This window comes from Bacillus luti (assembly GCF_009739945.1).
Lineage (GTDB): Bacteria > Bacillota > Bacilli > Bacillales > Bacillaceae_G > Bacillus_A > Bacillus_A luti.
Map to the genome: position 1 here is coordinate 863,192 of NZ_CP040336.1, position 15,791 is coordinate 878,982.

The 15,791-nt window shown below is 35.9% G+C and carries 15 protein-coding genes; 6 read left to right on the forward strand and 9 right to left on the reverse strand.

From position 1 onward, the window contains the following. Window positions 1-43: 43 nt before the first annotated feature. Entirely contained in the window at window positions 44-1,009 is a 966-nt protein-coding gene (locus EUC40_RS04485) for a DMT family transporter (RefSeq protein WP_001201645.1), read from the reverse strand. A gap of 100 nt (window positions 1,010-1,109) precedes the next feature. On the opposite strand from EUC40_RS04485, the gene EUC40_RS04490 reads away from it, so the two are divergent. Further along, window positions 1,110-1,682 carry a helix-turn-helix domain-containing protein gene (locus EUC40_RS04490; RefSeq protein ID WP_098268773.1) on the forward strand — a complete coding sequence of 191 codons (573 nt, stop codon included), beginning with the start codon at window positions 1,110-1,112 and terminating at the stop codon, window positions 1,680-1,682. A gap of 58 nt (window positions 1,683-1,740) precedes the next feature. On the opposite strand, the gene EUC40_RS04495 is transcribed toward EUC40_RS04490, so the two are convergent. The 8 genes from EUC40_RS04495 to nikC form a co-directional block, all read right to left on the reverse strand. Beyond that, window positions 1,741-1,926 carry a PspC domain-containing protein gene (locus EUC40_RS04495; RefSeq protein WP_071713350.1) on the reverse strand — a complete coding sequence of 62 codons (186 nt, stop codon included), beginning with the start codon at window positions 1,924-1,926 and terminating at the stop codon, window positions 1,741-1,743. 227 nt (window positions 1,927-2,153) lie between these two features. Next, window positions 2,154-3,458, reverse strand: a complete 1,305-nt coding sequence (locus EUC40_RS04500) for an SLC5/6 family protein (RefSeq protein ID WP_156573861.1) — start codon at window positions 3,456-3,458, stop codon at window positions 2,154-2,156. A gap of 3 nt (window positions 3,459-3,461) precedes the next feature. Further along, complete coding sequence (locus EUC40_RS04505) at window positions 3,462-4,157, reverse strand: response regulator transcription factor (RefSeq protein ID WP_156573863.1); 696 nt, start codon at window positions 4,155-4,157, stop codon at window positions 3,462-3,464. Beyond that, window positions 4,154-4,927: a sensor histidine kinase gene (locus EUC40_RS04510; RefSeq protein ID WP_071713347.1), complete on the reverse strand. Its 774-nt coding sequence runs from the start codon at window positions 4,925-4,927 to the stop codon at window positions 4,154-4,156. Before EUC40_RS04510 ends, EUC40_RS04505 begins: the two co-directional genes overlap by 4 nt. Before the next feature lie 69 nt (window positions 4,928-4,996). Beyond that, window positions 4,997-5,983 (reverse strand): ABC transporter ATP-binding protein, encoded by a 987-nt coding sequence (locus tag EUC40_RS04515; RefSeq protein WP_000102017.1) that lies wholly within the window; start codon window positions 5,981-5,983, stop codon window positions 4,997-4,999. Window position 5,984: 1 nt separating this feature from the next. After that, window positions 5,985-7,001 (reverse strand): ABC transporter ATP-binding protein, encoded by a 1,017-nt coding sequence (locus EUC40_RS04520; protein ID WP_071713345.1) that lies wholly within the window; start codon window positions 6,999-7,001, stop codon window positions 5,985-5,987. Between the two features lie 14 nt (window positions 7,002-7,015). Then, a complete protein-coding gene (gene nikB / locus EUC40_RS04525; RefSeq protein ID WP_000928487.1) occupies window positions 7,016-7,936 on the reverse strand; it encodes a nickel ABC transporter permease in 921 nt (306 codons plus the stop codon). Window positions 7,937-7,951: 15 nt separating this feature from the next. Next, the gene (nikC, locus tag EUC40_RS04530) at window positions 7,952-8,851 is read right to left on the reverse strand and encodes a nickel transporter permease (protein WP_071713344.1); all 900 of its coding nucleotides are present in this window, start codon (window positions 8,849-8,851) and stop codon (window positions 7,952-7,954) included. A gap of 325 nt (window positions 8,852-9,176) precedes the next feature. On the opposite strand from nikC, the gene EUC40_RS04535 reads away from it, so the two are divergent. The 5 genes from EUC40_RS04535 to EUC40_RS04555 all read left to right on the forward strand — a co-directional run bounded on the left by EUC40_RS04535 (window position 9,177) and on the right by EUC40_RS04555 (window position 15,690). Further along, the gene (locus EUC40_RS04535; RefSeq protein WP_071713343.1) at window positions 9,177-10,742 is read left to right on the forward strand and encodes a glutathione ABC transporter substrate-binding protein; all 1,566 of its coding nucleotides are present in this window, start codon (window positions 9,177-9,179) and stop codon (window positions 10,740-10,742) included. A 111-nt stretch (window positions 10,743-10,853) separates the two neighbouring features. Then, a complete protein-coding gene (locus tag EUC40_RS04540) occupies window positions 10,854-12,104 on the forward strand; it encodes an amidohydrolase family protein (RefSeq protein ID WP_156573866.1) in 1,251 nt (416 codons plus the stop codon). Between the two features lie 13 nt (window positions 12,105-12,117). Further along, complete coding sequence (locus EUC40_RS04545; RefSeq protein WP_156573868.1) at window positions 12,118-13,362, forward strand: amidohydrolase family protein; 1,245 nt, start codon at window positions 12,118-12,120, stop codon at window positions 13,360-13,362. A 93-nt stretch (window positions 13,363-13,455) separates the two neighbouring features. After that, window positions 13,456-14,355, forward strand: a complete 900-nt coding sequence (locus EUC40_RS04550) for a DMT family transporter (protein WP_071713340.1) — start codon at window positions 13,456-13,458, stop codon at window positions 14,353-14,355. 39 nt (window positions 14,356-14,394) lie between these two features. Then, entirely contained in the window at window positions 14,395-15,690 is a 1,296-nt protein-coding gene (locus EUC40_RS04555; RefSeq protein WP_156573871.1) for a purine/pyrimidine permease, read from the forward strand. Window positions 15,691-15,791: the final 101 nt, after the last annotated feature.

A 15,791-nucleotide genomic window follows, 5' to 3' on the forward strand; every position in this document is an offset into this window, starting at 1 on the left:
TAAAAAAGGAGTATGGTTCTTTGCTATAGAACCATACTCCTTTTTATGCTGTTTTTTTCTGTTTAACGACTGGAACAGATCGGTTTAATACGCTATTTGCAACCATTCCTAACATAATAATAATCATTCCAAGCAGGGAAAGCCCGCCAGGAAATGTACCATTTAAGAAAACAATTTCACCAAGCACTGTAAAGACCATCGTTCCAGCTTGCGTTGCTTCAACAGCTCCAAGTAGAGCGAGGTTATCTTTGGCTAAGTCAGTAGCAAAGAAAAACGTCATTGTTGCGATAACACCAGAACATAATGCTAATAAAAATCCTTGCAGCATTTGGCTGGATGTTGGAATGCCTGTAGTGGAAAATCCATATATCCCAAGTAGAATTGTTATAGGAAGACTTCCAATTGCCATTCCTAATACACGCTGAAATGTATCAAGGCGTCCGCCAACAAGTTCCATCATTTTTCGATTGCCGAACGGATATAAGAATGCAGCTAACACGACAGGTAAAAAACCTGAGATGAATTGAGTCATTGTAATGTGGCCTGCGGCAGTCGCTTGCATACAAATTACACCAAGTAAAATAAATAGTGCTACATATAAACTACGAAGTGGAATTTTTCCGCGTACAAGTTTCGTACCTGACTGCGTCTCTATTTTAACGAAAAATAGTGGTGAGAGTAGTAAACCTGCTAATATCGTAACTTGCCAAGTTCCGGCAACGAGCCAAGCCGGAGAAAAAACAGCTGCGAAACTTAATAAAGAATAGAAACCAATACCTGCAACGGAACCCCATCCGATCCAAGCAAATGGATGCTTTTTTAACTCTTCCCATAGCCCCTTTAAGTTTTTGCGAAATAAAACGATAAGGAATAAAATAGGGAGAGCGAATAAAAAGCGGAAGGAAGCTGTCCAAGCCCAGCTTGTTCCTGATACATTCATTGCTCTATTAATAATAAAGGTTGCAGAAAAAAATGCTGATGATAAAAGACCTAATAAAATTGCGCGCATGAAGTATAGCACTCCTTTCAAAATTAAATAATTATGTATAGTATGATATACTTTAAGATAATAAAAGTAAACTATTTTATACTTTGAGGTGGTTTTGTAGATGAAAGAAAATGAGGACATACAAACGAAAGAAGTCATTCAACAAGTAGGTCAGCTACTAAGACAAATTCGAAATGAACAAAAATTAAGTTTAGAAGAATTAGCCCAAAAAACAGGAGTTAGTAAATTAACATTAGGGAAAATTGAGAGAGGCGAAACGAATCCAACGTTAGCTGTCATTTGGAAAATAACGAAAGGGTTATCGATTCCTTTATCAAGGTTAATGGTTGTTGGAGAACCTGTAGCTGTTGCGCGCTGCGGAGAAGGATTTGCAGTAGATGTAGGACAAGCATGGCATTTAGAAACGATGTTTCGTTACACGAAAGAAACGGGGATGGAAATGCATCGTGCTTGTTTAAGATCGAACAGTATATATGAGCCGGAAGCACATCATGAAGGGGCTATTGAACTTGTAACGGTAATGAAAGGGAAAGTTTCGATTCAAGTGGAGAATGATGTGTATGAGTTAAATGAGTTTGATTCCATTCAATTTGAAGCAAATAAGAAACATAGTTACCGAAATAATGAGGATGAAGTGGCGGTATTACATTTAACGATGAAGTATTCTTCATGAAAAAATCACCTATAGAAAAGAATTCTATAGGTGATTTTTAAGTATATAAATGGCGCCGCTAGTACGAACGTGGCATAAGTAATAAACAAATGAGATAGACTAAAAAACCTGTTCCAAAACATAGAACGGCAATGACCCAAAGGATGCGAATGAGAGTAGAACTAATATCAAAATATTCTCCTAACCCACCACATACACCAGATAACATTTTATCAGTCTCGGATTTATATAATTTTTTTGACATACTACAATCAACTCCTTTTTATAGCAAACTGTATACTTCTATTCTATATGGAATTTTATGAGAAGACTATGAGGTTGTATTACATTTTTTATAAAGTGAACTGTGTTTTACAATTTAGATATGGGAGTATATAAACAATGAATCTAATTTATAGCCCAGCACAATAGTTTGCGATAAAAGTAAAAAGGCCTTAGGTAGCAAAGTTAAACCACCAAAAGGGCCTCATATTATTGTTTCATTTTATAGTTGAATTGTTGGTGTATCCAATGTGAAAACAGATAACAAATACTTAGTGAAAGAGTAACAGCTATACTCACCCAAATGCTCGTTAAAGGACTGATTAAGAAGTAAGTTACATAACCGGTAAGGGTACCAATAATCGAGATGAGCGGTATAATGAGGCTGATTTTTTGTTTGCTGAAAATAACGAATAATATTGTGATAATAAGAGATGTATAAAGAATACCAAAGAAAAAAATAATTTCTAAAATAGTATAGTTTGTAGTAATCGTAATGAAAAAAGCTAAAAATCCGATAGCTATAGAAATAAAATGAGCTGTATATAATTTGAAATTTATTTTTGTACGTATCATCGGTATAAAATCTCGAATGAGTTTAGTAAATCCATGTATCCAAGAGATAAAACTAGAAGTTATTGCGCTTAAAGAGCCGATAACGAGTAGATAAAATAAAATGGTAAATTCTATTTTTTTTGGGAGTTGAGCTAAAAGATCGTATAAATGATCTAAGCTCCCGCTAAAGATAACTATCATAATTAGAGAAGCGAACGCCAAAGGGATGGTAATCCATATAAATCCTGATAGTAAAAAAGTCGGAATGATTTTTTTAGGATGAATACGGAAAGCTTTATCCCAAGATGCAGGGCTTATTAATACTCTGCCTGTTTCGATGAGAATGCCGGCAGTAAGAAAATATATTCCGTTTATATTTTCATAAAATAGCAAATACGGGTGATATAAGCGAATTCCATCGTATACATGGGTAATGCCATCTTGCACAAAAAAATAAATTGGAATAATGATCATGGTAGAAAACATTAATACAGTTTGCATAATAGCCATTTGAGTAAATAGCTTAGCGTTACTTAACATTACGAATATTGTACAAAGGGTAATGAAAAGGAAAGAGCCCAATGTATATGGAATATGGAAGAAAACATTAAGTAAAATACTAGCAACTTTCGTTTGAATGAACATACTCTCTATACTTAATAGAACAAGGAAAGAGCATACTATTATATATCCTTTGTGAGAAAGTTTATAAGATAAGTAATCGTGAATGGATTCTCCTTCTGGGAATGTAGAACGTATTTTCTTTATTAAAATCCCCAATAAAATAAGAGTAAAAGGGCCAATCATCGCATAAAGAATGCCAGCGATTAGCCCATAATTGATAATAGATTCAGGTAAAGCGAGAGTCGATATACTTGCGACCCATTTAGATAATAAAAGAACAGTACCAGTTCCGATCCCTAATTGTAAAGGTGTGAAAGCTGAGTTGTTTTTCGTCACAATTTATCCCTCGCCTCTATATTCTTTCGGAGTCATTCCGGTCATTTTGCGAAAAACAGTACTGAAATAATGCTGACTATTAAAACCAGATCGTTCAGAGATTTGAGAGATACACCAATGTGGGTGTTCCGTTAAATATTTTTGTGACATTTCAATTCGATATTGCATGATATATCCGGAAAATGAAATACCTACTTCTTCATGGAACCTTCGGCTTAAATAAGTAGGATTTGTATGTACTTTAGATGCGATGTCTGCTAAGTGTAGTTTGTCATGAAAAGTTTCATGGATGATGTCTAATGTGTCTTGAATAATACGTGAGTAGGAAGGAGTGTTGGAATCTCCTTTGTACTTTTGTAATATATCGATGAGTTCTTTTTCTATAATTGGCTTTGTTATATAGTCAATAACTCCTAGACGAATGGACTGTTTTGCATAATCGAAATTTTGATATGCGGTTACGATGATGATGTCCAAGTTAGAGTTGTTATTTTTTAATTTTTCACCTAGTTGTAGGCCGGATATGCCTGGAAGGTGAATATCTAAAAGTGCTAAATGAATCGAAAATTTTTCATTTATATGTAAAGCTTCATCCGCATCTAAAGCTAGATGCAGTGTCCAATTAGGAAACTGACGGTGGATAAGAAATTCTAATTGCTCCAGTTCCAGTGGTTCGTCATCTACTAATAGCACGTTCATTTTTGTATTACCCCCTCTGTGTTTTTTTCTGTGATGAAAGGCCATGTGATTTCTACTTTCGTGCCGTTCTCTTTTGTAGAGAGGAAAGAGAACGTAGTTTGTTCTTGAAAGAATAACTGAAATCGCTGTTTTATATTTTCAAGTCCGTATCCGCTTTCTTCCGTATGGGAAGTAAATGGTTCGTTTTGAGTACCGTTGTCGGATACTAGAAGTGTAACTCGGTTATTTGTATTGTATAGATGAATATTTAAAATTGCTTGACCAGCTTTTTTTTCTAGCCCATGTTTAAAGGAATTCTCAACTAGCGTTTGAATAACGAAAGGTGGAATATGAGCGTTATGTAAATCTTCAGAAGAGGTAATGCTTACTGAAAGCCTTGAGCGAAATCGCATTTTTTGAATCTCAATATAATAATTCGTATATGCTAGTTCTTCAGAAATAGGAATTAACAAATCTGTTGTTTTATATTTTCCTTTTAAAAATAGAGAAAAGATCTCGAGTGATTTGACAACTTCATCTGTTCTCTGTAGACGAGCTAAGCTTAAAATTGTATTTAATGTATTGAATAAAAAATGAGGCTGAATTTGTTGAGTAAGTTGATGATATAAAGACTGTTGCAACTCTCGTTCTAGTACTATTTTTTTCTTTTCACTTTCTAGTAAATCGATTCGTTTTTCAAAAATAAATAAACATAATAAAATAATAGCTCCAAAAATTGGAGCTAAGACAAGTATAGTTATTAATACAGCAAATGCTTCATAAGTTAACATACATACCTCAATCTTGTTTTTTATTATTATACTAAAGTGTTGTAAATATTTCTATTATTCAGACTCGAATCAAATGATATGACAGGCTACTTTATGACCTTCGCTTATAGATTGAAAACTTGGTTGCTGCGTAGCGCATTTTTCAATGGCATACGGACAACGAGTATGAAAACGACAGCCTGTTGGAGGGTTTAAAGGAGAGGGCAGGTCCCCTTTAAGTTCAATACGCTCTTTTTTCGTTCCTGCACTAATGGTAGGAATTGCTGAGAGAAGCGCTTTTGTGTAAGGGTGTTGCGGATTGTTAAAAAGAGAATGCTTATCGGCAATCTCCACAATGGTACCAAGGTACATTACAATGATGCGATCTGATATGTGACGAACGACAGCTAAGTCGTGAGAGATGAATAAGTATGTTAACCCATATTGTTGTTGCAACTGCTTTAATAAATTTAAAACTTGTGCTTGCACTGAAACATCTAAGGCGGAGACAGCTTCGTCACAAATGATGAGTTTTGGATTAACAGCTAAGGCGCGCGCAATTCCAATTCTTTGCCGTTGACCACCACTAAATTCATGTGGATAGCGCTTCACTGCATCAGGTGGAAGACCAACTTTCCCGAGTAACTCAATAACCTTTGCTTTTCTTTCGCCTTTTGGACATACGTTTTGAATGGTCATAGCTTCTTCTAAAATGCTCCCTACAGTTTGCCGAGGGTTTAAAGAAGCGAAGGGATCTTGAAAAATAACTTGTAAATCTTTTCGAACCTTTCGCATTGCTGAGTTATTTAATGCTAGTAAATCTTTATCTTGAAATATAATTTTTCCACTTGTTGCTTCATCAAGGCGCAATATTGCACGCCCAGTGGTGGATTTTCCGCAACCAGATTCACCAACAATACTAACAGTTTCCTTTTCGTAAATTGTAAAGCTAATATCGTCAACTGCTTTAATATAGCTAATAGAACGTCCTAGAATTCCTTTTTTTATAGGAAAGTATTGTTTTAAGTTTTGTACTTGTAATAACTCTCGTTTATTTATTCGCGTAGCAGTAGACATTTTATAATACCTCCAATTTTTCTGACGATGATTTATCCCAAAGGTCAGTAAACATCCAGCATCGAACTTCGCTTCCATCTTGCGTGAGTTGAAGTTCTGGAAGAGTATTGTGACATAGTTCTGTTGCATGTGTGCATCTATCAGCAAAGCGACATCCACTTGGCATATGGTATGGACTCGGTACAGACCCAGGAATAGTTTGTAATTCTTCTTGGTCTGTATCGAGTCTTGGAAGAGATTGAAGAAGTCCGATTGTATAAGGATGTTTTGGGTTAGTAAATATATGCTCAATATCTGCATATTCGACGATTTTTCCAGCGTACATAACGGCGACTCTATCGCATGTTTCTGACACGACTCCTAAGTCGTGGGTGATCATGATAATCCCCATACCGAGTTGTTTTTGAAGTGATTTCATAAGTGATAATATTTGAGCTTGAATTGTTACATCAAGAGCAGTTGTTGGTTCGTCTGCAATGAGTAAATCTGGATTACAAGCAAGTGCCATTGCAATCATAATACGTTGTCGCATTCCTCCGCTTAGTTCGTGTGGCTCTTGTTTTGCACGCTTTTCAGGAGAAGGAATCCCAACTAGTTTCAACATATCGACGGCTTTATTCCAAGCTTCTTTTTTATTTAATTTTTGATGGATACGAATTGCTTCTGCGATTTGTTCCCCAACAGAATATACTGGATTCAAAGATGTCATTGGTTCTTGGAAAATCATTGAGATTTGATTTCCACGAATTGCACGCATTTCAGCTTCTTTTTGTTGTAATAAATCTTTTCCTTTAAATAAAATGCTCCCTTCAATTTTACTGCCGCTTTCTCGGTCAATTAATCTCATAATGGATAGAGAAGTGATACTCTTCCCACAGCCAGATTCACCTACGATGCCGAGTGTTTCTCCTTTAGAAACAGAGAAATTTACACCATCAACCGCTTTACTTACACCTTCGTCTGTAAAGAAATGTGTTTTTAAATCTTTAACTTGTAATACCTCTTCCTTTTTATTCATGTTTGTGCACTCCTTTAATTAAGCTCAATACGTTTATTGAAATGACGGTATAAAATATCAACAATAAGATTGACTAGAACGAAGATGACCGAGGCGATTAATACGCCCCCTTGTAACATTGGTAAGTCTCTCATTCGGATGGCGTCTACGATCAATCTTCCAAGTCCATTTATAGCAAAAACTGATTCTACTAAAACTGTACCGCCTAAAAGTGCACCAAATTGTAATCCAACAACAGTAATAACGGGAATTAATGCGTTCCTCAAAGCATGTTTATATATAACGACTCTTTCTTTTACTCCTTTTGCTCTTGCTGTTCGTATATAATCTTGGCGTATAACATCAAGCATACTTGAGCGAGTCATACGTGCTACGATTGCTGCGCCAGATGCACCTAGTGTAAGTGCTGGTAAAACCATGTGCATCCAAGTTCCCCAACCAGAAACGGGGAATATTTGAATTTGGACAGAGAAGTAGAAAATGAGCATAAGTCCAAACCAAAAACTTGGTAATGAGACACCTAATAAAGCGATAATCATAATGGAAACATCTGTCCAAGAATATTGCTTTGTAGCAGAGATGATACCAGCAATCATCCCAATTACAACTGTAATGACGATGCTACATAGTGCGAGTTCAATAGTGATTGGAAGGCGGATTAAAACTTCATCTAATACTGGGCGATTAGAACGAATCGAAACCCCAAAGTCTCCTTGCAATATATTTCCGATATAAGAGAAGTATTGCATGATAAAGGGTTTGTCTAATCCTAATTGGTGGCGTATTTGCTCGACAGTTTCTTTTGATGCTCCTTCACCAGCGATAAGGAGAGCTGGGTCACCCGGTACCATTTGCATAATTAAGAAAACAACGAATACAACGCCGAAAAGAACGGGAATTAATTGTAGTATTCTACGAAATATAAACATTAGCATGTATAATGCCCCTTTCTATTTTTTAAGTCTTGGATCTAGTGCATCACGTAATCCGTCACCAAACATGTTTAAACCGATTACGAGTGTAGACATTGCGATTCCAGGAAACATTGCAATATGTGGTGCGGTAAATAAAAAGTCGCGTCCATTACTTAACATGGCACCCCATTCAGGGGAAGGTGGTTGCGCTCCAAGTCCTAAAAATGATAATCCAGCTGCAGATAAAATTGCTGTAGCTAAGCGTAAAGTAGCTTGGACGATAATAGGTGATAAGATGTTAGGGAATATGTGTTTCATAATAATAGTAAAATCATTTGCTCCTAGTGCTCTTATAGCGTCGATATACTCTAATTTTTTTACTGTTAATGTAGAAGCTCTAACGATACGAGCGAACATAGGGATTGAGAAAAAGCCAATAGCGATAATTACGTTCGCAAGACTTGGTCCTAGTGCGCCTACAATAGCAAGAGCAAGTAAAATACCAGGGAAAGCTAGCATAATATCAATGATTCGCATAATAATTGTGTCAAACCATCCACCGTAATAACCAGAAATGATACCAAGGATAATGCCGAACAATGCCCCTATAAATACAGAAGAAAATCCAACAAGTAATGAAAGGCGTGTCCCGTGTAAAAGGCGGCTTAAAATATCTCTACCTTTATCATCTGTTCCCATCCAATGCTCCATAGATGGTGGTTGTAATTTGTTAACTAACTGAATATCAAATGGATTATAGGGTGCTAACAATGGGGCAAATATAGCTATTAAAATATAGAAAAGAACGATAATCCCCCCGATAAATGCCATCTTATTTTTTTTCAGTTTTCGATAGCTAATAATCCATTTCGATGTGTTCTTCGTTTGAATCGTTTGTAAAGAAGTGTTTTCTTCTTTAGAAAGACGAACTTCCATTTTTCATACCTCCCTTTCTTTATGAATAAATTATCAGAAAATTAAAACGAGTCAACGAGTTTAAAACAATAAGTAAAGAAAATGCAAATAGAAGTAAAGATGTTTCAAAAAAATTCAGAAAATTCAAATAGTAAAGAAAGTGCAAATAGAAGTAAAGATGTTTAAAAACTTTTTCCACAAAGTTATTTATAATTACAAATACATAGACGAAATTGAAAAAGAGAGGGTGGTGGAATAATCTGCTATTAGAAAGTAGGGGAGAGAAAGCTGGATTTAAGGTTTCACTTTAGGATGTAGAGATAAAAGAAAGTGGAGGGGAAGGGCGATGAGATTCAAAAGGGGACTTGTGATTTGTTTTATCACAATTTTATGTCTTTCAGTTTTTCTAGCGGGGTGTTCATCTAATACGAAGACAGGAAATGAAGGGTCAGGAAGCAATGGAACAAAAGAAGGCGGTGTTTTAACAATTGCTAGATTGTCAGATGCTGATAATTTAGATCCGCATTTTATTACAAACATCCCTTCCGCGAGTGTTGTGTACCATAAAGTGTATGAAAATCTTGTACAACGAGATAAAAACATGGATTTTAAGCCGATGTTAGCAAAGGAATGGAAACAAATTGATGATTTGAATTGGGAATTTAAGTTGCAACAAGGAGTGACATTCCAAGATGGTGCACCATTTAATGCTGAGGCAGTAAAGAAAAACTTTGAACGTGTATTAGACCCGAAAGTAGGTTCAAATCGAGCAACTGTTTATTCCATGATTCAAGAAATAAAAGTAATTGATGAATATACAGTACAGTTCGTATTGAAATACCCATACTCACCTCTTTTATCTATTTTCGCAAGTAATGAAGGGAGTATTTTAAGTCCGAAAGCAATTGATGAAAAAGGGAAAGGTTTAGCGCAGCATCCAGTTGGGACAGGTCCATATACTTTTAAGTCATGGAAACCAGGTGAAGAAATTCGACTTGAAAAGAATAAAAATTATTGGGGTGAGAAAGCAAAGGTTGATGAAGTTGTATTCAAAGTAGTACCAGAAGATGCTACTCGTATTGGAATGATTGAAACTAGTGAAGCTCACATTGCAGAGAATTTACCTGTAACTGAGGTAGAGCGTGTGAAAAATTCACCATCCATGGAGTTAATTGAAAATGAAGGTTTAGGTGTAGAATATATTGGATTTAATGTACAGAAAAAGCCATTTGACAATCCGCTCGTTCGTCAAGCGATTGCGCATGCGATTGAAACGAAAGGAATTTTAAAAGGGGTATATAACAATGTTGGGACTGAAGTGAATTCTGTAATGACCCCTAAAGTATTCGGTTATACGAAAGACGTAAAAGGATATAAGTATGATATTAATACTGCAAAAAAATTATTAGCAGAGGCTGGTTATCCAAATGGGTTTAAAACAACAATTTGGACGAATGACAGCAAAGTTAGAATGGCGTTAGTGGAAGTAATTCAATCTCAATTAAAAGGGATTGGTGTTGATGTAGAAATTAAAGTTATGGAGTATGGTGCGTTTTTAGCTGCAACGAATAAATCAGAACATGCGATGTTTGTTGGAGGATGGGGAAATGCAACAGGTGATGGTGACTATAATCAATATAATTTATTCCATTCTAGTTCACACGGAGCAACTGGTAACCAATTCTTCTATAGTAATCCGGAAGTAGATAAATTAATAGAAGATGCTAGAAAAGAAAAAGATGAGACGAAGAGAAAAGAAATGTATAAACAGTTACAACAAATTGAATTAAAAGATGCTTTATTAGTACCAATTCGAGGGATTAATCATATTGCCGCAACTACGAAAAATATAAAAGGATTTTGGATTGATCCATCTGGGTATTTGCGACTGGAAGGTGTAGAACTTCAGTAAAATAGGGAATTCTATCAGTGTAAAACACCATTTTACACTGATAGAAATTTTTATCTATTTTTGTTTCATTTGGGAAATAGAAAAATCATATTGCGAAGGGAGATTGACAGAGTGAGTGTAAAATCACAATATTGGTTAACGAATGTGAAGCTTGAATGTGGATATGTATTTGAGGAATCGCGAATTACAAGTACAGAAACGGAGATTTGTAGTTTGTTTATTGAAGATGGGAAGATTACGAAGATATTACCTGGGATTGTATCAGAGCAAGATGGTGAAGTAGTAAATGCAAACGGTTTACTGGCATTACCAGCATTTGAAGAAATGCATATTCATATTGATAAAACGTATTATGGTGGACCATGGAGAGCATGCACACCAGTAAAAAGTATATTCACTCGCATTCATGAGGAGCAAACTATTCTTCCGAAGCAATTAGAAACTGCAAAGAGTAGAGCGGAGAAAATGTTGCAATTACTTCTTGAAAATGGAGCGACAAATATTCGAACACATTGCAATATTGATCCTGTAATTGGTCTTGGGAATTTAGAAGCAACGATTGCGGCGCTAGAAACATATAAAGACAAGTTATCAGCAAAAATTGTAGCATTCCCGCAACATGGTTTGTTACGAAGTAATTCCGTAGGGCTTGTAAAAGACGCTATGCGTATGGGAGCTCATTTAGTAGGTGGAGTAGACCCAGCTACAGTAGACGGTAATATTGAAAAATCATTAAATACAATTATGGATATTGCAGTAGAGTTTGATTCAGATATTGATATTCATTTACATGACGCGGACCAACTCGGAACATTTACAATGAAGAGATTGGCAGCATTGACAGAAGAAGCAGGGTGGCAAGGAAGAGTTACGATTAGTCATGCTCTTGGACTTGGAGATGTATCTGTAGAAGAAGCGGAGGAAATGTCTGAACGACTTGCGGCATTAGGCATTGATATAACGTCAACAGTTCCAATTAGTAGACATGTAATTCCAGTTCCGTTATTAAATCGTCAAGGTGTAAAAGTTTCACTAGGAAACGATAGTATAACTGATCATTGGTCTCCATTTGGGACAGGAGATATGTTGCAAAAGGCAAATTGTCTAGCGGAAAGATTTAGATGGATTGATGAGCGCTCTTTAGGGAAAGCACTTCAGTTTATTACGGGTGGGAAATCTATATTAGATGATCAAGGGAATCGTCAATGGCCAAAAATTGGGGATGAAGCAAATATCGTCTTTACAGAAGCGTCATGTTCAGCCGAGGTAGTAGCAAGACAAACAGAGCGCTGTGCTGTTCTATATAAAGGAAATGTTGTTGCTGGTAGTTTGCAAAAAAAGGCTATAAATAATCTTGTTTGAGAGGATGATTGAAATGCAAAATGTGTATTGGTTAACGAATGTACGATTAGAAACAGGTTACAAGTTTAATAGTGAAGTAGTTACAGGTACAGAAACAGCTTTGCATCATTTACTCATACAAGATGGAGAGATTGCAAAAATTGTACTTGCGGATGTGCCGCTTCAAACAGAGTATGAAACGAAAGATGCGAAAGAATTGCTTGTTCTTCCATCGTTTGTGGAAAATCATTTTCACCTTGATAAAACAAAACTTGGTGGCCAATGGGAAGCGTGCACACCAGTAAAAAATATTATTGAGAGATTAGAGTTAGAACAGCAGGAGTTACCAATTTTAGCTCAAACAACTGGAGAGAGAGCAGAGTTATTACTAAGAAATATTTTAAATGCTGGTTCGACTCATATACGAACGCATGTAAATATTGATCCGTATATTGGTCTTAAAAACTTAGAATCTGTACGTCAAACTTTAGAGAATATGAAAGGTACGTTTACATATGAAATCGTAGCATTCCCGCAGCACGGTTTACTTCGTACAGAAGCACATTCTCTTATGAGAGAAGCAATGAAAATGGGCGCAACTTTAGTAGGTGGTGTAGATCCAGCTACAGTAGATAATAATATTGAAAAATCACTTTTTGATATGATGGAAATCGCTGTAGAGGCAAATGCAGATGTTGATTTGCATTTACATGATGCAGGGCATTTAGGTATTTATACAATTAAAAAATTAGCTCACTTTACAGAGGAGGCTAGTTGGGACGGACGTGTTGCGGTCAGTCATGCGTTTAGTCTAGGTGATGTATCTAAAGAAGAAGGAGCAGATATGGCAGACTTATTAGCTGAAAGAGGAATGTCTATTATTACGACAGTACCAATTAATAGAAATATGCCGCCAGTACCATTACTTACAGAAAAAGGCGTTTCCGTTTCTTTAGGTTGCGATAGTATGTTTGATTCATGGGGCCCATTTGGCAATGCTGATATTTTTGAAAGAGTAGGGCGTTTAGCAGAAAAGTATCGCTGGATTGATGAGAAGTCTTTATCTTCTTCTTTAGCGTATATTACAGGTGGAAAAACGCCATTGGATCAAGAAGGAAATCAGGTTTGGCCTAAAGTAGGAGATAAAGCTGATTTCGTCTTCTTGCAAGCTACTTGTTCAGCAGAAGCGATTGCTAGACGAGCAAAGCGACCAGCCGTAATGAAAGATGGGAAAATAGTAGCAGGTTCCTTGCAACATGTTCAAGGTGTATTGATTTAATTTACGTATCTCCCTAATTTATATATATTTTTTCAAGGGTTCCTAATGAAAGAATAGGAATCCTTCTTTTTTACGAGAAAAGGAGGGGAATAGGTGACACGTACATATATATTACTGTTTATATGTGTAGTAGTTTGGGGGAGTAATTTTATATTTGGTGCGATTTTAGTAAATACATTTCATCCAGTGTTGTTAACGACACTTCGCTTACTATTTATTAATTTGTTTTTTCTAGCGTACGCTATTATGTGTAAGAAAGACTTATATATAGAAAAGAATGAAATGAAAAGTGTATTATTAATTGGGATCATAGGTGTCGCGATTAATCAATGGTCTTTTTATGAAGGGTTACAGACAGCGGATCCAACAACAGCTGCGCTAATATTAGCACTTACTCCTGTCATGACTTCTATTCTAGCGGTATTTATTTTAAACGAACCGTTAACAGCTAAGTTAGTAATAGGAGGAGGAATTGCTACTTTTGGAGTGTTTTTTGTAATTGGTGTTGGGCAGAGATTCGTCTTTTCAGAAGGGTTAATATGGATTTTTATAACGATGCTATCTTTTTCTTTATCTATCGTTTTAATTCGGAAATTGGGGAACAGAGATGATATGTTTTTGATTACATTCTTTTCTTCAATTTTTGGTTTTTTAATTATGCTACCGTTTCTTGCTTTTACCTTTTCTCATATGACGTTGAAATACTCTATAGAGAGTTGGTCGCTTCTCATTGTGACAGCAATACTTATGCATGGAATTTGCACATTAGTTTGGAATAATCAATTGAGAAAAGCGCAAGCATCAACAGCAGCAATGTTTTTAAATTTAGAACCATTCGTTACGATGGTGGTAGGGTATATTATATTGCAGAAAAGTGTAACAGCCATTCAAATAATTGGAGCTGTTTTTATCGTTTGTGGAGTTTACACTGCAACATTTGGATACGGGAAGAAATCGAAAGGACAAAAAGAGTTGTTTCGAAAAGCTACGTAATAGTATAGAGTGTATTTCTGTGTGGAATGTATAGAAGGGATGAAAAAATTGGACAATCAACATAATCAAAATCACATTATGGGAACTTTGCAATGGTTTATATTTTTATTAGCGAATTCAATCGCACTACCAATTGTTGTTGGCGGATTATTTCACCTTACGACGGAAGAAATATTTTATTTAATGCAGCGTACGTTTTTTGTAGTTGGTATATCCTCTTTTTTACAAGGTTGGATTGGACATAGACTACCAATTGCGGATGGGCCAGCTGGATCTTGGGTTGGTGTATTTACTGTACTTGCTTATGCAACTGTCGGGCAGGATCAATTACATAGTACGTTGCAAATTTTAGAATTAGGAATGATAATTTCCGGTGTCATTTTAATAGGATTAGGAGTAAGTGGTTTTATAGGGCGTATTTTATTTTTATTTACGCCGCTTGTGACAGGGACGTTTTTACTTTTGTTATGTTTACAACTAAGTGGTGTATTTTTGAAAGGAATGCTAGGAATTACAGCCACTGTTTCTCAAGTCGATGGATTTACAGCAATAATCGCGTTTAGTATATTTTTGTTCGTTATTATACTATCTAATTTTGGGAAAGGTTTTGTTAAAAGTTATGCAGTTTTAATAGGGTTAATTAGTGGGTGGATTATCTTTTTAATTGCAGGGAAAGTGACGATTCCGTCTCAAGTAACTCACTTTGTGCAATTTCCGCATATATTTGCTTGGGGGCTTCCGAAATGGAATACAGGGATGGCTGTATCAAGTTTCGTTATGGTATGTATTTTAGTTTCAAATACAGTAGCTGCTATTATAGCAATTAATCAAGCTACCATCCATAAAGCGACGATTGAACAAAAACAGTTGAGAGATGGTACGTGGGTTGGAGGGATTTCACATATTATTTCCTCCGTATTTTCAACTGTAGGTGTCGTTCCGTTACCAGCAACAGCAGGATTTATACGCCTAACAAAACAAAAATATATACGATCGTTCTTAATGGCATGTGTACTACTAGTCGTTATGTCGCTTTTTCCAAGTATTATTCGTTACTTAGCGTCATTACCATCCGCTGTTGCATCTGCAGTTTTAATGGCTTCATTCGTGCAACTAATTGGGATTGGACTAAACAATATAAAACAAGTGGAGCTTAATGAAAGGAATATAACAATTTTAGGAGTAGCAGTATTATTTGGCAGCGGTGTTATGTTTTTACCGTCTGGAGCACTCCAATCGTTGCCGTCTGTTATGCAATATATATTCGGCAATGGTTTGTTCGTAGGTACAGTTGTAAGTATATTGCTAGAACAAATATGGCGCATTAAACAGTAAGTGGATAAAATGAGTGCGTGCACTGTATAAATGTCTAAAATAACATAAGAAATAAAGCCTATTTTCATTCACCACCTGCACATTTCGTTCATACAATATCT